General features: G+C 68.1%; 14 protein-coding genes. 5 read left to right on the top strand and 9 right to left on the bottom strand.

What is annotated here, in order from left to right:
* Positions 1 to 6: 6 nt before the first annotated feature.
* Both nadA and ACZ9CK_RS10895 read right to left on the bottom strand, forming a co-directional pair.
* Positions 7 to 1,311 carry a quinolinate synthase NadA gene (gene nadA, locus ACZ9CK_RS10890; protein ID WP_426298351.1) on the bottom strand — a complete coding sequence of 435 codons (1,305 nt, stop codon included), beginning with the start codon at positions 1,309 to 1,311 and terminating at the stop codon, positions 7 to 9.
* The gene (locus ACZ9CK_RS10895; protein ID WP_476049959.1) at positions 1,308 to 2,015 is read right to left on the bottom strand and encodes an NUDIX hydrolase; all 708 of its coding nucleotides are present in this window, start codon (positions 2,013 to 2,015) and stop codon (positions 1,308 to 1,310) included. The genes nadA and ACZ9CK_RS10895 overlap by 4 nt, the downstream gene beginning before the upstream one ends.
* Before the next feature lie 182 nt (positions 2,016 to 2,197).
* Here ACZ9CK_RS10895 and ACZ9CK_RS10900 point away from each other — a divergent pair, with 182 nt between their 5' ends.
* The 3 genes from ACZ9CK_RS10900 to ACZ9CK_RS10910 all read left to right on the top strand — a co-directional run bounded on the left by ACZ9CK_RS10900 (position 2,198) and on the right by ACZ9CK_RS10910 (position 5,249).
* Positions 2,198 to 3,592, top strand: coding sequence for an amino acid permease (locus ACZ9CK_RS10900; RefSeq protein WP_476049960.1), 1,395 nt, complete (start codon positions 2,198 to 2,200; stop codon positions 3,590 to 3,592).
* 103 nt (positions 3,593 to 3,695) lie between these two features.
* Positions 3,696 to 4,526 (top strand): alpha/beta fold hydrolase, encoded by an 831-nt coding sequence (locus ACZ9CK_RS10905; protein ID WP_426298357.1) that lies wholly within the window; start codon positions 3,696 to 3,698, stop codon positions 4,524 to 4,526.
* 69 nt (positions 4,527 to 4,595) lie between these two features.
* The gene (locus ACZ9CK_RS10910) at positions 4,596 to 5,249 is read left to right on the top strand and encodes a phosphoribosyltransferase (protein WP_476050893.1); all 654 of its coding nucleotides are present in this window, start codon (positions 4,596 to 4,598) and stop codon (positions 5,247 to 5,249) included.
* Positions 5,250 to 5,315: 66 nt separating this feature from the next.
* On the opposite strand, the gene ACZ9CK_RS10915 is transcribed toward ACZ9CK_RS10910, so the two are convergent.
* Entirely contained in the window at positions 5,316 to 6,647 is a 1,332-nt protein-coding gene (locus tag ACZ9CK_RS10915) for an MFS transporter (RefSeq protein WP_426298359.1), read from the bottom strand.
* Between the two features lie 204 nt (positions 6,648 to 6,851).
* On the opposite strand from ACZ9CK_RS10915, the gene ACZ9CK_RS10920 reads away from it, so the two are divergent.
* Together ACZ9CK_RS10920 and ACZ9CK_RS10925 are read left to right on the top strand one after the other, a co-directional pair.
* A complete protein-coding gene (locus tag ACZ9CK_RS10920) occupies positions 6,852 to 7,589 on the top strand; it encodes an IclR family transcriptional regulator (protein ID WP_426298361.1) in 738 nt (245 codons plus the stop codon).
* 165 nt (positions 7,590 to 7,754) lie between these two features.
* Positions 7,755 to 8,714 carry an AraC-like ligand-binding domain-containing protein gene (locus ACZ9CK_RS10925; RefSeq protein WP_426298363.1) on the top strand — a complete coding sequence of 320 codons (960 nt, stop codon included), beginning with the start codon at positions 7,755 to 7,757 and terminating at the stop codon, positions 8,712 to 8,714.
* On the opposite strand, the gene ACZ9CK_RS10930 is transcribed toward ACZ9CK_RS10925, so the two are convergent.
* The 6 genes from ACZ9CK_RS10930 to ACZ9CK_RS10955 all read right to left on the bottom strand — a co-directional run bounded on the left by ACZ9CK_RS10930 (position 8,711) and on the right by ACZ9CK_RS10955 (position 16,446).
* Positions 8,711 to 10,192 carry an MFS transporter gene (locus tag ACZ9CK_RS10930; protein ID WP_426298365.1) on the bottom strand — a complete coding sequence of 494 codons (1,482 nt, stop codon included), beginning with the start codon at positions 10,190 to 10,192 and terminating at the stop codon, positions 8,711 to 8,713. The two genes, ACZ9CK_RS10925 and ACZ9CK_RS10930, sit on opposite strands and share 4 nt — an antisense overlap.
* A 72-nt stretch (positions 10,193 to 10,264) precedes the next feature.
* Positions 10,265 to 13,279, bottom strand: coding sequence for an AAA family ATPase (locus tag ACZ9CK_RS10935; RefSeq protein WP_476049961.1), 3,015 nt, complete (start codon positions 13,277 to 13,279; stop codon positions 10,265 to 10,267).
* Entirely contained in the window at positions 13,276 to 14,487 is a 1,212-nt protein-coding gene (locus tag ACZ9CK_RS10940; protein WP_476049962.1) for an exonuclease SbcCD subunit D, read from the bottom strand. Before ACZ9CK_RS10940 ends, ACZ9CK_RS10935 begins: the two co-directional genes overlap by 4 nt.
* Before the next feature lie 101 nt (positions 14,488 to 14,588).
* Complete coding sequence (locus tag ACZ9CK_RS10945) at positions 14,589 to 15,530, bottom strand: aquaporin (RefSeq protein ID WP_476049963.1); 942 nt, start codon at positions 15,528 to 15,530, stop codon at positions 14,589 to 14,591.
* A gap of 197 nt (positions 15,531 to 15,727) precedes the next feature.
* Entirely contained in the window at positions 15,728 to 16,093 is a 366-nt protein-coding gene (locus tag ACZ9CK_RS10950) for a DUF202 domain-containing protein (RefSeq protein ID WP_476049964.1), read from the bottom strand.
* The gene (locus ACZ9CK_RS10955) at positions 16,090 to 16,446 is read right to left on the bottom strand and encodes a YidH family protein (RefSeq protein WP_476049965.1); all 357 of its coding nucleotides are present in this window, start codon (positions 16,444 to 16,446) and stop codon (positions 16,090 to 16,092) included. The genes ACZ9CK_RS10950 and ACZ9CK_RS10955 overlap by 4 nt, the downstream gene beginning before the upstream one ends.
* Between the last annotated feature and the right edge of the window lie 59 nt (positions 16,447 to 16,505).

Here is a 16,505-nt window from a genome sequence, read left to right on the forward strand (position 1 = left end):
GCAGGTTCAGGGGCGGGCTGCCAGCATGCGCTCAAGCGCAATCTTGGCGTTGGCCTGCACGGCGTCGTCCACGGTGATGCGGTTGACGATGCGTCCTTCAACGAGTTCCTCAAGCACCCAGGCGAGGTAACCCGGGTGGATGCGGTACATGGTGGAGCACGGGCAGATGACCGGGTCCAGGCAGAAGATGGTGTGCTGCGGGTTCTCCGCCGCGAGCCGGTTCACCATGTTGATCTCGGTGCCGATAGCGAAGGTGGTGGGCTCGGTGGCCGCCGCAATCGCCTTCTTGATGAAGTCGGTGGAGCCTGCGCCGTCCGCGGCGTCAACGACCTCCATGGGGCATTCCGGGTGCACGATGACGTTGACGCCCGGGTAGTCGGCGCGGGCCTTCTCGATCTGGGCCACATTGAAGCGCTTGTGCACCGAGCAGAAGCCGTGCCACAGGATCACCCGGGAGTCGAGCAGGGTCTGTTCGTCGTTGCCGCCCAGTTCCTTGCGCGGGTTCCACATGGGCATCTGCTCCAGCGGGACGCCCAGGGCCTTGGCGGTGTTCCGGCCAAGGTGCTGGTCCGGGAAGAACAGCACGCGCTGGCCGCGCTCGAAGGCCCATTCGAGGACCGTCTTCGCGTTCGAGGACGTGCACACGATGCCGCCGTTGCGGCCGCAGAATGCCTTGAGGGCGGCGGAGGAGTTCATGTAGGTGACGGGGATGACCGGGGCGCGCCCGGCGTCGTCGGGCTCGGTGCCGAAGATTTCCCCGAGCTGCTCCCAGCACTCCTCCACGGAGTCCTCATCCGCCATGTCCGCCATGGAGCAGCCGGCCGCGAGGTTGGGCAGGATCACCGCCTGCTCCGGGGCGGAGAGGATGTCCGCGGTTTCGGCCATGAAATGCACGCCGCAGAAGATGATGGCCTCGGCATCGGGCCGGGTGAGGGCGGCGTTGGCCAGCTGGAAGGAGTCGCCGACGAAGTCCGCGTACTGCACCACTTCGTCGCGCTGGTAGAAGTGGCCCAGGATCACTGCCTTGCTGCCGAGCTTCTCCTTGGCCGCGCGGATGCGGGCGTCGAGTTCGGTGTCGCTGGCCAGCTTGTATTCTTCCGGCAGCTGGCCCTGGCGCGGGGTGCTGCGCGGCGCGGCATCCGCGCTGGACGCGCCGGGGCCGTAGGCCGGGATTCCAGCCAGGGACTCGGCGAGGTCGTACTCCCACGGCCCCTTGGCGAGGGCAGGGCTGCAGGTGGATCCGGCCACGGAGCGGCCCTTCTCCGCTTCCTCGCGCGTGATCAGCTGGATGGCGGTGTTGACGCTGCTCATGGTGTGCTCCTGTCTGGCTCGAGGCCGGGTGTGCCGGTAAAGCGGTAAAGGCGGGGCGGGCGGTGCTTTCCGCCCTGGAGGTATTCGCCGGTTTCTTCGATCTCCGGCGCGGACTTGAGTTGGCGCCGGAAGTTGGCCGGATCCAGCGGGCGGTCAAGCACGGCCTCGTAGACCTCCCTGACCTGGGCGAGCGTGAAGTATTCACCGAGGAAGTGGTAGGCGATGGAGCCGTAGGCCATCTTGTTGCGCAGCCGCCACAAGGCGTAGTCCACGATCGCGTTGTGGTCGAAGGCGAGCTGTTCGAGTTTGTCCGCCCGGAACCAGCGCACGTTTTCGGACTCGTCGGCCAGCGCTGCCTCGGTGGGCTGCACCAATGCCCAGTAGACGATCGACACCACACGCTGGCTGGGCGAACGGTGCAGGCCGCCGAAGGCATAGAGCTGTTCGAGGAATTCCGGCGCCAGGCCCGTGGTCTCCAGCAGGTTCCGGGATGCCGCGTCCTGCAGTGATTCGTCGTGGCTGAGCGGCCCGCCGGGCAGCGCCCACATCTCCTTGAACGGTTCGCGGATCCGGCGCACCAACGGTAGCCACAAGGTGGGGCGGCCGGAGCGTTCGCTGGGCCGCAGGGCGAAGATCACGGTGGAGATGGCCAGCGACGGCGGCGCGAGCCGGCGTTCGGAGACATTGGCCGAGTTCGTGAACACCGTTCACCCGCTTCCTTGCTTGGTGTTCGCCTGCTTGGATTAGTTATGGTCAACATGACCCTAACTAATGGTAGGACCCGGCCGGGCTGTTGCCAAATGTGTCTGCCACGGCCGAAACGCGGTAAATTCGATAAGTCCCATAAGGGCAAGTACACAATCCGAGGAAAACAAGGCATACACGAATGACAACGAAGTCCACTGGTGTTATCCCATCCACTCCTTCGACCGGCCTCGGCCATGCGATGAAACCGCGCCAGCTCACCATGATGGGCCTGGGCAGCGCAATCGGCGCGGGACTGTTCCTGGGTTCAGGCGCCGGCGTACAGGCCGCGGGGCCCGCCGTTCTGGTCTCGTATCTCGTGGCCGGCACCCTGATCATCCTGGTGATGTGGGCCTTGGGGGAGATGGCGGCGGCGAACCCCAACAGCGGCGCCTTCTCCGTCTACGCCGAAAAGGCCATGGGAAAGACCGCAGGCTCCACCGTGGGCTGGCTGTGGTGGCTGCAGTTGGTGGTCGTCATTGCAGCCGAGGCGCTCGGCGCTGCCGGCCTCCTGTTCTCGGTATGGCCCGTCCTCCCGGCCTGGGTGCTTGCCCTGGTTTTCATGACCATCTTCACCGCGATCAACCTGGTGGGTGTCCGCAGCTTCGGTGAATTCGAGTTCTGGTTCGCCATCCTGAAAGTCGCCGCGATCGTCGTGTTCCTCCTGGTAGGCGCGGCGCTGCTCTTCGGCTGGCTCCCAGGAACCACCTCTCCAGGCCTTGGAAACATCACGGGCAACTTCGCCCCCGCCGGCTGGGGCGGCATCGCCGCCGCCCTCTTCGTGGTCATCTTCGCCTTTGGCGGTACCGAGATCGTCAGCGTCGCCGCAGCCGAGACCGAAGACCCGGTGCGCAGCGTCGGCCAGGCAATCCGCACCGTGCTATGGCGCATCCTGGTGTTCTACATCGGCTCCGTCTTCGTCATCGCCGCCGTCCTTCCCACCGGCTCCGAGGGCCTCAAGTCGCCGTTCGCCGGCGTCCTGGACCTGGCCGGCATCCCTGGCGCCGGAACCGCAATCACCCTCGTCGCCGTCGTCGCGTTGCTTTCGGCGCTGAATGCCAACCTCTACGGGGCCTCCAGGATGGTGTTCTCGCTTTCCGAACGCGGCGAGGCCCCGGCCTTCCTTTCGCACCTGCGCGGCAAGCAGGTGCCGATGGCCGCCGTCGGGGTTTCGGTTGCTTTCGGCTTCATCGCCACGGTGCTCGAACTGCTCTTCCCGGACAAGGTCCTGCCCGCCCTCCTCAACCTGGTGGGCTCCACCTGCCTGGTGGTCTGGGGCAGCGCCCTGGTCTCGCAGCTCATCCTGCGCCGCCGGGCCGACCGCGAGGGCACCGAACTGCCTCTGCGCATGAAGGGCTTCCCCGCCCTCACGGTCTTCGGCCTGGTGCTGCTGGGCATCGTCTTCACCGTCGGTTTCTCCAACCCGGAGAGCGCCGGACAACTGGTGGCCACCTGCCTGCTGATTGCGGGCATCGCCGTCGCCTGCCGGGTGGGCGAACGGGTCAAATCCTCACGGGCAACAAGCCACGCAAACTGACGCGGCTTACCCTCGTTCGGGAGTATCGTGGGCACTGTTCCAGCAGAAGACGCACCGAAGCGCCGGGTACGCCTGGGCGCCGTACATGATGAGGACTGAGGCCATGACGGGCAGGCACACAGGAGAACTCCACCACACCGTGGAAGGCACCGACCCGGGCTTGTTCGTCGAGATCCATGAGCCCGCCGAAGGCAAGGATGCCGGCCTCCGCCCGGTCCTGCTGATCCACGGCTTCTCTTCCTCAGGCAAGCTCAACTGGTCCGACACCGGCTGGGTCACGGCACTGCAGGGCGCCGGGCGCCGGATCATCGTGGTGGATCTGCCCGGGCACGGACGCAGCGGCTCGCCCGAGGACCTGGATTCCTACACCCCCAGCAGGATCCGCGCGGATCTACTGCAGATCGTGTCCGACGCCGGCGCGCGCCCGTTGCGCGACGGCGATCCTTCCAGCGGCCTGGACGTGGTGGGCTACTCGCTGGGTTCCCGGCTCGCCTGGGAATTCGGTGCCACCCAGCCGGAGCTGGTCCACCGGCTGGTGCTCGGCGGGCCGAACAAGGAAGATCCCCTGGCAGCCTTCGACCTCGCGGCGGCCCAGCGGCACCTCGCCGACGGCACGCCGATCGGGGACGAGTCCACGGCGGAGCTGCTCAAGATGGCCCAACTGCTGCCGAGCAACGACCTCTTCGCCCTGCTGTCCCTCATCGAGGCCATCAAGGGCGAACCGTTCGACCCTGCCGAGGCTGCACCCCATATGCCGGTCCTGCTGGTTGCAGGCGAAAAGGACGAACGGGCCGCCACCCTGCCGGAGCTGGCCGCGATTGCGGCCCGTTCCGGCAGCATGGCCGAGCAGTTGCTCATCCCCGGCCGGAACCACAGCAACGCCGTCACCAGCCGCGCATTCAAGGACGCCGCCATCGGCTTCCTCGGCGTCTGAGCGGAAGGCTCTCCGGCAGCGGGTTTCGATAGGCTTGCTTCAGCGCCGGATTACGTGGAAGTGGGACTGATGGGCATGCGCTTCAAGGACCGTACGGAGGCCGGGCACCGCCTGGCCGCCGCGCTTCCGCAACTCCGGGAGCGCCCGGACACCATCCTGCTCGGCTTGGCCCGGGGCGGGATTCCCGTGGCCGCTGCTGCCGCCGCCGCCCTATACCAGCCCTATGGCGCGGTGCTTGTGCGCAAGCTCGGCATTCCGGGCCGCGACGAGACCGCGTTCGGGGCCTTGGCCTGGTCCAACGGCAGGGTCGTCCGCATCCTCAACCGCCCGCTGCTGGACCGCATGCTCCGGTACGGCATCAGCCGGGAGTCATTGGACGCCGTCGAGGACCGCGAGCGCACCGAACTGCTCCGCCGGGTGGACAGCTATCCGCGGGTGGGCTTCAACGTCGCGGGCAAGACCGTGGTGCTGGTCGATGACGGCCTGGCCACCGGGGCCACCATGCGTGCGGCCATCGAGGGCGTCCGGGCTGGCAGTCCCGCCGCCGTCGTCGCCGCGGTCCCGGTCGCCTCGCTTGAGGCGCAGGCGTCGATCGCCAGGTCCTGCGACTTCGCCTTTTCCCTTTACACTCCCGGTAAGTTCCGCGCGGTGGGTTCCTTTTATGAGCATTTCGAGCAGTTGAGCGACGACGACGCCGTGAAGCTCCTCCAAGAAGCCGGCTAGCCTGTGCGGTTGCGCAAGGGGTGCGGACCGCCTGCGGTCCGCACCCCTTGCGCTGTCGCCCTGCTGTCAGTGGGCACTGAATCCGAGGGGCCGGCCCCTGGTTTCCTTTGCGAGCACCACGCCCGTTCCGGAGATCACGCACAGCACCATGATGTAGATGCCCACGGAGCCGGACCACTTGGTGTTGTCCAGGAGGGCCTGGGCGATCATGGGCGCGAAAGCCCCGCCAAGGACCGAGCCCAGGGCGTAGCCGATGGAGATGCCCGAGTAGCGGACCTGGGCCGGGAACATCTCGGCGTACATCGCGGACATCGGGCCGTAGGACAAGCCAAGGCCAATGGTGAGGACGAAGAGTGCGGTTCCGTAGAGCACGATGTCCTTGGCGTCGATCAAGGCGAACATCGGGATCATCCATGCGAACACGATCGCGTAGCCGGCCAGGAAGGTCTTCACGCGGCCGATCTTGTCCGATAGCCAGCCGCCCACCAGGGTAAAGATGAGCCAGCCGAAGGAGGCCAGTGTGGTAGCCATCAGCACCTGGGCGGACGGCATCTTGAGGGTCTTGTTGGCGTAGGAGATGAAGAAGGCAATCAGCAGGTAGCCGGCGGCGTTGTTGGCGATGAAGATCAGTGCGGCCAGCACCACTTCCTTGGAGTGCCCGCGGAACAGCTCGCCCAGCGGCGCCCGGCTTTCGGCCTTGCGCTGGGCGATCTCCTTGAACACAGGGCTTTCACCGACAGCCCGGCGGATCAGGTAACCCACCACGATCAGCACCACGGAGAGCAGGAACGGGACGCGCCAGCCCCAGCCGGTGAAGTCGGCCTCGGACATCCCGGACTTGAGCATGGTCAGCAAGCCCGTTGCCAGGATCATGCCGATAGGCACGCCGATCTGCGGATAGGCGCCGAACAGGCCGCGCTTGGAGACCGGCGCATGTTCCACTGCCATCAGGGCGGCGCCGCCCCATTCGCCGCCAGCGGAGAAGCCCTGCATGACGCGCAGGGCGATGAGCAGCACCGGAGCCCAGGCCCCGATAGCACTGTAGCCGGGCAGCAGGCCGATGAGGGCCGTGGCCGCTCCCATCAAGACGAGGGTCATGACGAGCACTGCCTTGCGGCCCAGGCGGTCACCGAGGTGGCCTGCCACGAAGGCGCCGAGGGGGCGGAACAGGAAGCTGATGCCGATGGTGGCGAACGACAGGATCTGCGCCAGGCCCGGATTGGACTCGTTCAGCGGCGTGAGGAACAGCGGGCCCAGAAGGGTCGCCGTGAGCTGGGCGAAGATGAAGAAGTCGTACCACTCGATGGTGGTGCCTACCAGGGTTCCGGCAAGCACCCTGCGTTCTTCACGCTTGCTGCTGGGGCCCGTTGAGGCATCGACAGAGGAAGTTGCAGTCATTGGAACTCCGATGATGGGGGTGCGGGGAGGCCGGACGCCGGGCTTGAATTACCGACAGAACGGTCAGTTGGAATAGCGTACTACATACGCTGTGACTTGCAACACGCCGGTCAGCGCCTGGACTTGCCCGCCGGGAACCCGTTGGCCTTCCGGCCGCGGTTCGCGGACCGCCATTGCACGGGCGGCGGCCATAGGATGGAGCCCATGACGTCTCCCAACGCCGCGAGCAGCCGGAACGACACCGCAGCGACGGTGTCGCCGTCGCAGACCCTGTCGCGCGGCATCCAGGCACTCGAGATCCTGGCGGCCGCCGAACGTTCCCTTACGATCGCGGAGCTCGCCGCGGCCCTCGGCGTGCACCGCTCCGTGGCGTACCGCATCCTGCGCACCTTGGAGGACCACTCGCTGCTGGTCCGCGACGACGCCGGCCGGGTGCAGCCGGGGCCCGGCCTGGCTGTCCTCGCACGGGGCGTCTCCCGCAACCTGCAGATGGCGGCCCTTCCCGAACTCACGCAGCTTGCCAACACCTACAACATGACCGCCTTCGTCGCCGTCTGGGACCACCAGGACTGTGTCACGTTGGTGACAGTGGAGCCGCGCCATTCGGCCGCGACCCTGGTCCAGCACCCCGGCACACGGCATCCCGCGAACGTCGGGGCCCCGGGAATCGCAATCCAGTCGACCATGAGTCCTGAGCAGTGGACCGCCCTCGCGCCCGGGCTGCCCTACCGCGCCGAGGCCGCCGATGCCCGGCGGCTCGGCTACGCGGCAAGCCACGATGAGGTCATCGAGGGGCTTTCCTCGCTGGCCGCGCCCATTCATGTTCCGGGCGGCCGCCCGGCCGCGATCGCCGTCGTCTACATCCGGCGCGACCAGGACGAGGCCGCCGTCGGCCAGGCACTCGCGGCAAGCGCGGCGCGGATCGAAAGCCAGCTTTCCTGAACCGCCTCACGGGTCCTGCACGGCCCGCATCCGGCATCAGGCGGTAGCGTCCCGCCGTGGCCGACCCGCGCGGCTGCAAGTGTAGAATTGCGGGCAAGCTCACACCCGCCGGTTCCCGTTCCCAAAGGGCCGCCGGCGCACATCGGGGCCGTTCGAAGGAGTTCCATGACTGCCGTGGCCGAAACCGGCGCCTCCGCAGTGCACACCGTCGTGGCAGACAGTTTCCAGGACTGGAGCCGTGCCATTTCGAAGTCCTTCGTGCCGCTGATGGTCCGGGACAACGGGGCAACTGGGTTCCACGGAACCATGCGGTCCCGGGTGCTGGGCAACATCTCCGTGGTGGAGGTGACGGCGGGGCGGCACACAGTGGTGCGCACCCCGGCGCTGATCGCCAAATCCGAGACCCGTTACTTCAAGCTCAGCATCCAGCTCACCGGCACCGGAACACTGATCCAGGACGAGCGCGAGGCGGTCCTGGCCGCCGGAGACCTCGCCATCTACGACACCTCACGGCCGTACGAACTGCGCTTCGACGGCGATTTCCGCAGCCTGGTGCTGATGTTCCCGCACGAGCAGCTGGACCTTCCGGCCGGGGCGATGGAGCACGTGACGGCGTTGCGGATGCCCGGCGACGAGGGCCTGGGGGAACTCATCAGCCCGTTCCTGGTCCGGCTTGCAGACAACCTCGAAGCACTCTCCGGGACCAATGGCCTGCGGCTTGCCCACAACGCACTGGACCTGGTCACCACGCTGTTCAACGGCGAACTGGACCAGTTGGTGGACACCGGCCGCGATCCCCATTTCCTGCTGCTCAGCCGGATCCACGACTATATCGAGGCCAACCTCGGGGACCCCACGCTGGGCCCCGGATCAATCGCCGCGGCCCACTACATTTCCACCCGGCACCTGCACGACCTGTTCCAGGAAATCGGCACCACTGTGGCCGCTTCCATCCGGCAGCGGCGCCTGGAACGCTGCCGCCGCGACCTGCGCGACCCCGTGCTGGCAAACCGGCCGGTCACCGCCATCGCGGCCCGCTGGGGATTCACCGACGCCGCGCATTTCAGCCGGATCTTCCGGGCCGCGTTCGGCAACTCCCCCACCGGATACCGCAACGAGGGCTAGGCTCCCGGCCTCCGGCCGCCGTCGGCCTGCGCCGCCCTGCCGCGCCGCAGCAGCACAGCGGCGGACGCACCAAGCATGGCAAGGGCTGCGGCTGATGCCAGGGAGACCACAAAGGCGGCCGTGAAGCCTTGGCTCTGCGCCATCTGCCCGGCCAGGAAGGCACCCAGCGCCGTGCCGGCGACGATTCCGCTGGCCAGGGCAGTCATGACCGTAGCCATGCGGCCTGCCGGCGCAACCAGCCCGCCGATATTGAATACCGTGACCATCACCGGCCCCACCGGGATGCCGAGCACCAGCAGGACCGCCACCATCGGCCAGATTCCGGACGGCAGGAACAGCAGCAGCGAAAGCGCCGCCATCAGCACAGCAGCGGAAATCCAGCGGGCCGTGAGTCCGAAACGCTGCGGCCAGTAGGCCACCGAAAGGGCGGCAACGGCCGAGCTCAGGCCCATGACGGCGTACATGAGGCCGGCGATCTCCGCCGTCGCGAACTGGGCGGAAAAGGCGCTCAGCGCGTTCTGCAGGGAGCCGAAGAAGGTGCCCATGCAAATCATCGCGAGCACGGCCACCATCACCTTGAGCCAGGCGAACGCCCCGGCCCGCGTCGGGTGCTTCATTTCCGGGTGCTGCCCGACGCCGGCCTCCGCCTTGCGCCGCGCAGGCACCACGGCCAGATGTGAAGGGTGCACGGCAAAGGCCGGAACGAGGGTCGCCGTGAGGCCGGCTGCAAGCGCCAGCGGGAGCCAGGGCACGAAGATGCTTGCCAGCAGACCGACCAGGGCGGGGCCGAGGACGAAGGTGAGTTCGTCCGCCGTGCCCTCGTAGGACAACGCAGTGTCCAGCTCGGCACGCCGGGTGGCGACGCTGCCGGAGGTACGGCCGGGTCCGCGCTCCCCGGCGGGTCCGCCGGTGGTTCTAGCCGGATCCGTGGCGGCCAGGTCGCGGGTGGTGAGGGCCATCCAGCGCACGCGGGCCATCGGACCGACCTGGGGGCAGCTGGCGCCGGAAAGGAAGGCCGTGATGACCACAGCGGCTGCGTCGGCCGGAGTGCCAAAGGCAGGTGTGAGGTAGGCCGCGAGGATCAGGGCAACGACGGCCAGGGTGTTGACCGCCGCGGCAAGGAGCAGGACGGCGCGTTGCCCGGCACGGTCCGCGAGGGCACCGAGCACCGGCGCGCCGACGGCTGAGCCGATGCCGACAGCGCCGGCAGCGAGCCCGCCGACCGCGTACGAGTGGCTCACCGCCGTCGCGAGGGTGAGGGTCCCGACCGTGAGCATCGCCAAGGGCAGGCGGGCAAAGAGCGCGATGGGCAGGAATCCGGGGCCGGCGAGTTCCGGGAGGCGCGCGAAGCGCCCCGGCAGGCGGGAGCGGCGGGCCTGGGCGGCCGTTCCGTTGGTGGATGCGGCCGCTGGGGGCGCGGCCGCTGAAGATGGGGCGGCACCATTGGCCGCCGCGTGCTGGGAAGGCAGGGGGTTCATATTTCCGGGTTCGCTAAGAGGTGCGCATCGTCCCTCCTCCCGATGCGCGCGACCCGGTGTAACCCGGCAATTCTACCGGACGTCCGCCTCCAGCACCCGCACCGTGGAACCGTTCCGGCCCTTCTCGACCTGCAGCTGGCTGGCGATCCGCTGTTTCATTTCCGCGACGTGGCTCACCAGGCCTACCACCCGTCCGCCGTCGCGCAATCCTTCGAGGGCGTCCATGACCTGTTCCAGCGCCTGCTCGTCGAGGCTGCCGAATCCCTCATCGACGAAGAGCGTCTCGATGTCCACCCCGCCGGCCTCCTGCTGCACAACGTCCGCGAGCCCCAACGCCAGGGACAGCGACGCCATGAAGGACTCGCCGCCGGAAAGGGTGGCGGTGTCCCGGTGCTGGCCGGTCCATTCGTCAACGACCTCAAGGCCAAGGCCCGACTTCTGCCCGCGGGCAGCCCGGGCGTCGGTATGCCGGAGTGTGTAGCGGCCGTCGCTCATCGCCACCAGGCGTTCGGACGCGGCGTCGGCAACCTGCTCAAGCCGGGCGGCCAGCACATAACTGTTGAGGCTCATTCTGTAGCTGTTGTCGCCTGCCCCGCGTGCGGTGTCCGCCAGGTTGCCGAGGAGCCTCGCCCGCTCACGGGGCCCCCGGATCGCGTCCGCCGCGGCGAGGTAGCTGGACCGGAGCGAAGCCAAGGACCCGACGGTGCGGGCGGCCAGGCCTGCGGCAAGGTCCAGGCCGCGGGCGGACTCCGCGGTGCGCCGCGCTTCCTGCGCCAGCTCCGATATTCCTTCAGTGCTCAGCGGGAGCTCGCCCACCTGCACTTCCTTGCCCGCCAGCACGAGGTCTTCCGATTCGAAAAGCTCGGCCACCCGGGCACTTTCCTCATCTGCTTCCCGGACCTGCCGTTCGAGCCGTGCTGATTCCGCCTCATCCAGCAGTTCGCGGCGCGCAGCCTCCGCCGAGGCGAAACCGGCCAGGGGCAACGCCTGCGCGAGTGCCCGGCCGGCATCCGCACACGACTCTTCGGTCCGTTCCACCTGCTGCGCTGCCGATACCACCCCTTGAAGGAGGGTACGTTCCTCAGTCAGGGCCGCGATGCGGGACGCCAGGGTGTCGAACCCGCCGCGCAGGGCGCCTAGTGTGGCTTCCAGTTCCGCGTGCTGCTCGCGCAGGGCGGCCGCAGTGGATTTCTCCTGTGCGGCCTCGGTCGCGGCACGGGCCAGATCCTGCTCCGCCCCGGCGATTGCGGCGCCAAGCCGTTCGATCGCTGCCCGCACGCCGGCGAGTTCCGACGCCGCGGCGCGCGCCCCGGCCAGGGACTCCTGCGCCGAGGCAAGCTGGCCGAGGACCTCCTCAGGATCGCGGTCTCCTCCTTGGCCCGCGAGGACGGCGAGCTGCTGTTCGGCCGCGGCAAGTTCTGCCGCAAGGGTCTGGAGGTGCAGTTCGCTCGCTTCGAAGCGCTCGTGAGCGGTCTTTTCCTCGTCCGCCATGGCAAGGCCGGAAAGGGCCGCCTCGGCCGGCTGCGGGTGCTCCCGGCTGCCGCAGACCGGGCAGGATTCCCCGTGTTCCAGTTTGTCCGCCAGTTCGGCGGCCGCGTTCAGCAACCGCAGTTCGCGCAACTCGAGCCAGTGTTGCTTCAGCTCCAGGGACTTTTCCCGGGCGGCGCTGTGCCGGCCGGCTGCGGACGACACGTCCTGCAGGGCCCGGGCGTACCGGTCGATGGCTTCCACCAGGACAGCGGCGGCCGCTGCCTCCTGTTCGCGGCGATCGAGCGTTGCAGCCTCGCTTTCCAGGGGGGCGAGCCGCGCGGCCAGGTCCGTTGCTTCTTCCCGGAGGGAGAACAGTTCCGTGTTCCGGAGCCCGACGTCGGCCTCCCGCCGCGCCTTCCCGGCGTCGAGTGCTTCAAGGCGCGCCGCAATCTCCCGCAGCCTCTGTTCGTCCGGAACCCGGGCGTCCAGGACGGCAAGCTGTTCCTGGACCCCGGCCAGCGCTACGACGGGATCGCCGCAGTCCCCGGATCCTGCCCGAAGCCGTTCCCGGGCCGCTACCAGTGCGGCGGCCGCGGCGGAACGCGCGGCCGCCGCCCTGTCCAGAGCGTCCATGTGCCCGCTGAGCACTGTGGCCTTCGCATGGCGGCCGAGCCGTTCCCGGGACTGGTGGACGGCGTCCGCTTCCGCGAGCAGTGCCTCGCGGCGCAGGGTGGCGGCCTGGAGCCTGGCATGGCGCTGGCTGCGTTCCTGCGCGGCCTGGAGCCTGTCCGCGAGTTGCAGGCTCGCTGCCTCTGCCGCTCCCGCGGCTTGGCGGCGCGCTGCCAGCTCGGTGCGTGCGGCGTCTTCCATTGCCTCGAGCCTGCGCTCCGGCGCAGTCCCGGAAGCATCGTCAGAGACCGCCGGTTCCGCCGTCGCAGTTCCAAGCTCGGCGAACTCCGCTTCCGCACGCTGCATCAGCAAAAGAAGGCCGCCCTCTTCCGATTCAACCACGGCCCGGGCGTCCTGCGCCTGGCAGGCGAGTTGCTGTTCGAGGGCCTCGAAGCGGGCTGTACCGAATAGTTTCTGCAGCAGGGCCAGGCGGTCGCTTGCCTTGGACCGCAGGAACGCCGCGAAATCACCTTGGGGAAGCATGACCACCCTGGTGAACTGTTCACGGTCCATGCCCAGCAGCTCCGTGATTTCCGCTCCGGCTTCATCGTTGCGGGAAGACTTCTCTTCCCACGAACCAGCCACGAATTCGCGGAGGAGGGTCTTTGCCTGCTGGGTGGTGAAGCCTTTGCGCCCACGAGCACTGGGGCGGTCCCAGGCCGGGGATCGGGTGACCTCAAAACGCCGTCCACGGGCCGAGAATTCGCAGAGCACACGCGGCTCTGACGCCGGATCGGCATGGTCGCTGCGCAGGCGTTTGCCCTCCTGACGGGCACCCGGCACCGATCCGTAGAGTGCAAAGCAGATGGCGTCCAGGACGCTGGTCTTCCCCGCGCCGGTAGCGCCGTTCAGGAGGAACAGCCCCTGGGCACCGAGGTGGTCGAAGTCGATGGACTGGACTTCGGCAAAGGGACCGAAGGCTTCGATTTCCAGGCGGTGGATCCTCACAGCTCGGCTCCTTCCAGGCGGACTGTTTCCAGTGCTTCGCGAAGAACAGCTGTTTCCCGTACGTCAGCGGAGCGCCCGCGGACATGGTCCAGGAAACCGCAGCACACCCCGAGGTCGTCCTGGGCCTCCGCCAGGCGGCTGCTGTAGCTGGCTTTGCCTTTTTCCGTTCTGCCTTCGGGCTCGAATCCGAGAACAAGGGTGTCCGGGAAACGTGCCCTCAGCTGTTCCATGGCCTGGGGCGGACGCACGGGGTCGGTCAGAGTGACCTGGCAGTAGGCGGTCTCGGCCCACGCATGTTCGGGGGATTCAAGGAGCTCCGCCAGCCGGCCGCGGAGGACGGCGAGCTCGCGCGGGGCACGCCAAAGGACCTCGGAAACGTCCGTTGCACCGTCCGGTCCGATGTCGACAAGCCAGGCACCCTTCCGGTGCCTGGCTTCGGAGAATGAGTAGGCCAAGGGTGAGCCGGAGTAGCGGACGTTCGGCGCCAGCTCCTGGCGGCCGTGGAGATGGCCCAAAGCGGTGTAGGCGAATCCTTCGAAAAGGTCCAGGGGTACGGCGCCGAGCCCGCCGATGCTCAATTCACGTTCGCTGTCCGAGCTGATCCCGCCGCTAGCGAAGGTGTGGGCGAGGACCACCGCGTGCACCGTGGCGGAGCCGTTCCGCGTTGCAAGGTCCGTCCGGATCCTCTGCAAGGCTGCCTCGGTCACGTCGAAATGATTGGCAGCTGCCTCCAGTTTTCCAGCCACGAGCCGCGGCTCAAGGTAGGGGATTCCGTAGACCGCCAGCAACGGCCCGGATTCCTCTGCGCCGGTGGGGGCCTCGGCACTGACTGCCTGTGCACCCTGCTCCCCGAGGGAAAACAGCACCGGAGAATCAAGGTCTTCGATCCGGGTACGCAGGTGGACTCCCCCGCGCTCGAGCAGGCGTGAGGCGAAGCCGAGCCGGATGGCGGAATCGTGGTTTCCGCTGGTGAGCACCACCTTCGCACCGGCTCCAGTGATCCCGACCAGGGCGTCGTCCAGCAGCTTGACGACGTCCAGGCCGGGCAAGGCACGGTCGTAGACGTCGCCGGCAATCAACACCACGTCCACGGACTGCTCGCGGACGAACTCTACGAGCTGGTCGATGATCCCACGCTGGGCATCGAGCATCCCGACGCCGTGGAAGGAACGGCCCAGATGCCAGTCCGATGTGTGAAGAAGCCTCATGTTTCCAAGCTAGGGGGCGGCACCGACATTATTGGCCAGCGGCCCGCCGACACGGCGCAACGGGGTGCTCCACTGCGGTGTGTCGCCCCTCTAAATCCTGTTCAGTCCCGCTTGCCGTCGAAGAAGTCGCGGGCTTCGTCCCGCTTGGCCGGGGCGGCGGGAGCAGCCGCCGCGTCGTCCTGGTCCGTTCCGGCGTCGGACACCGTTCCGGCGTCGGACACGGTTCCGGCGTCGGACCGGAGGTTCTCATCGGCGGAAGCCGTAGCCGGATCAACCGCACCGGCGGCCGGACCCGGAGCCGAAAACAGCACGAATGCGCGGAACACAAGGCCGGCGATGGCGGCGCCAAACAGCGGGGCCACCCAGAACAGCCACAGACTGCCCACAGCCCAGCCCGACGAAAAGAGTGCGGCGCCTGTGGCACGGACGGGGTTGAACGCGAGGTTGCCCACGGACTGTCCGAGTTGCAGGAGCACCGCAACGGTCAGGCCGACGGCGATCGGCGCAGCCAGGGCCGAGCCTTTCCGCCCCTCCGCATGCTTGCTCGATGCGGCACCCAGATATACAGCCACCAGCACGGCGGCTCCGACGACCTCAAGCAGGAGGGCTGCAGCCATGGAGGCCTGGATGACGGAGTGCTCGCCGAAGCCCGAGGCCACGGTGTCGAACGCGGCCCGGCTGTCGGGGATCGTCGGGATGCTAAGGATCACGGCGAAGAGCAGGAAGGCCCCCAGGATGCCGCCGATCAGCTGGGCGGCGAGGTAGGCCAGGCCATCGGCGAAGCGGGTGCGGCCGGCGACCATGTTGCCCACCGTGATGGCCGGGTTGAAGTGTCCTCCGGACAAGGCGCCGAAGGCAACCATCGCCGCTGTGACGGCCAGGCCGCCGGCCAGCGGCGCCGGAAGCGGGCTGGACTGGGGCAGGGTAAGGACCGGAACCCCGAGTGCTATCACGACGACGAACAGGGTTCCCAGTGCCTCTGCGGCGGCCCGGGCAAGCAAGCGGCTGCTGCCGGGGCGGGAAGCGGACACAGTTGAGGTCATCTCGGGAAAATCCTTCGCATCGGGGGTGTCCTGTCCGGTGGCGGCCCGCCGGACAGGGGTCCGTGCGGGGCAGGAATGGAACAGGGAGAGGCATTCGCCTCCAGCATCCTGCCAGCAGATTCTGTGCAGTTCCTGAATGCTAAGAGAGGACACGAGGGCCCCGAACTGAGCTTGCGGAGTTTGGGAAGGGCCGAACGTTAGTGCCCCAGTGCCACTGCTGCGAGCGCGGCGGCACCCAGCACCAGGACGGCCAGGGTGCACAGCCGCATCGTCGCGGCGGACGGTGCCGCGGCGGCGCCGGCCGCCGCACTGTATCCGTGGGAGCCGGACAACTGACGGGAGCGGGCCCAGACGACGCATCCCAGCACGATGGTTGCCGCGGCTGCCGCGGCCGCGCAGATGCCCTGGTAGAACGCGCCGGAAGTTCCGCCGTCGCCGGCTGCGGCCGCCAGCCAACTGCGCCAGACAAACAGGTCCACCACTAACAGGGTCAGCAGGGTGCGGCGCCAGGACAGCATGGTCCGTTCGGCCTGCAGGCCGGGATCCCGGGGCGCGAGGATCACCTTGCCACCAGGATCAGCACCGCGAAGACAAAGGCAGCCGCCGCCACCACGATGGTCATGAACAGCAGCACGCGGGAGAACGGCAGTGCCTCGTCCTGGCGCATGGCCGCCTCCATGAGTCCCCAGCGGCGGTAGGCCATGAAGGCGAGCCCGGCGCCCACCACGGCGAGCACCAGGCACAGCACGATGCGCACGGTGCGCGGTGCGATATCGGGTGCCAGCTGGTCGATCGCCACCGCCCCGGCGAGCAGTGCCAGGGAGGTCCTGATCCAGGCGAGGAAAGTCCGTTCATTCGCCAGTGAAAAACGGTAGTCCGGGGTCTTGCCGGTCTTGCGCCATTCGGGCTCACGCATCTGCGTCCTCCTCTTCCCGTGTGCCACCGTACCAGCGCGATCCGTTGCCCGCGCGGCCC

The sequence above is a fragment of the Arthrobacter sp. TE26545 genome (assembly GCF_056279005.1).

Bases quoted from the DNA above. Each gene is read 5' to 3' on its own strand.
- nadA (WP_426298351.1), bottom strand. From the start codon at position 1,311: ATGAGCAGCGTCAACACCGCCATCCAGCTGATCACGCGCGAGGAAGCG.
- ACZ9CK_RS10900 (WP_476049960.1), top strand. From the start codon at position 2,198: ATGACAACGAAGTCCACTGGTGTTATCCCATCCACTCCTTCGACCGGC.
- ACZ9CK_RS10905 (WP_426298357.1), top strand. From the start codon at position 3,696: ATGACGGGCAGGCACACAGGAGAACTCCACCACACCGTGGAAGGCACC.
- ACZ9CK_RS10910 (WP_476050893.1), top strand. From the start codon at position 4,596: ATGGGCATGCGCTTCAAGGACCGTACGGAGGCCGGGCACCGCCTGGCC.
- ACZ9CK_RS10915 (WP_426298359.1), bottom strand. From the start codon at position 6,647: ATGACTGCAACTTCCTCTGTCGATGCCTCAACGGGCCCCAGCAGCAAG.
- ACZ9CK_RS10920 (WP_426298361.1), top strand. From the start codon at position 6,852: ATGACGTCTCCCAACGCCGCGAGCAGCCGGAACGACACCGCAGCGACG.
- ACZ9CK_RS10925 (WP_426298363.1), top strand. From the start codon at position 7,755: ATGACTGCCGTGGCCGAAACCGGCGCCTCCGCAGTGCACACCGTCGTG.
- ACZ9CK_RS10930 (WP_426298365.1), bottom strand. From the start codon at position 10,192: ATGAACCCCCTGCCTTCCCAGCACGCGGCGGCCAATGGTGCCGCCCCA.
- ACZ9CK_RS10940 (WP_476049962.1), bottom strand. From the start codon at position 14,487: ATGAGGCTTCTTCACACATCGGACTGGCATCTGGGCCGTTCCTTCCAC.
- ACZ9CK_RS10945 (WP_476049963.1), bottom strand. From the start codon at position 15,530: ATGACCTCAACTGTGTCCGCTTCCCGCCCCGGCAGCAGCCGCTTGCTT.
- ACZ9CK_RS10955 (WP_476049965.1), bottom strand. From the start codon at position 16,446: ATGCGTGAGCCCGAATGGCGCAAGACCGGCAAGACCCCGGACTACCGT.